Origin of the sequence: Stenotrophomonas chelatiphaga (genome assembly GCF_001431535.1) — a bacterium.
GTDB lineage: Bacteria > Pseudomonadota > Gammaproteobacteria > Xanthomonadales > Xanthomonadaceae > Stenotrophomonas > Stenotrophomonas chelatiphaga.
On sequence record NZ_LDJK01000134.1, the window covers coordinates 1 to 557 of the forward strand.

At 66.4% G+C, this 557-nt stretch carries 1 protein-coding gene; it reads right to left on the bottom strand.

Going from position 1 to position 557, the window contains the following annotated elements; translation table 11 throughout:
* On the bottom strand, positions 1-557 hold a 557-nt coding region (locus ABB28_RS17485; RefSeq protein WP_161809885.1), incomplete at both ends, for an isocitrate dehydrogenase kinase/phosphatase AceK regulatory subunit.

Sequence of the window (557 nt, forward strand, 5' to 3'; positions counted from 1 at the left end):
CGCATCCAGCAGCCGGCCCACGCGATCCAGGTTGAACACCAGCGCGTACTTCTCTTCCACCTGCTGCCGTGACATCGCCTTGGGCCAGGCGAAACGATCGCGTATCAGCTTGAACACCAGTGGGTAGCTGGGCAGGGTGAACACCGCCATGACCATGCCGGGGGTGCCTTCGGCATGCACCAGCTGCTCCTGGGGATGGTCCAGGAAGTGCCCGAAGAAGGCCCGGTAGCGCTCGGTCTTGCCCTGCTTGGCGCGGCCGAGCACCGTGTAGATCTCATCGATCGGCTTGCCCGGCAGCAGGCTGCGCAGGAACACCACGGCGTCGCCCACCGTGCCCAGGTTGGCCTGGAAATAGCTGCGCGAGACGCCGAACAGATGCGCCACGTCGCGCCGCCGGGTCAGCACCGCATCGGCGCGCAATCCCTGGCCGTCGTTCACCAGCACGATCACGCAGGGCGAGAAGCGATGTTCACCGAACACCCGACCGACCAGGTAGGCGCGCCGCTCGCGGTAGAACACCGTGTCCAGCAGCTCGATGCCACGCACCGGGTGAGCTC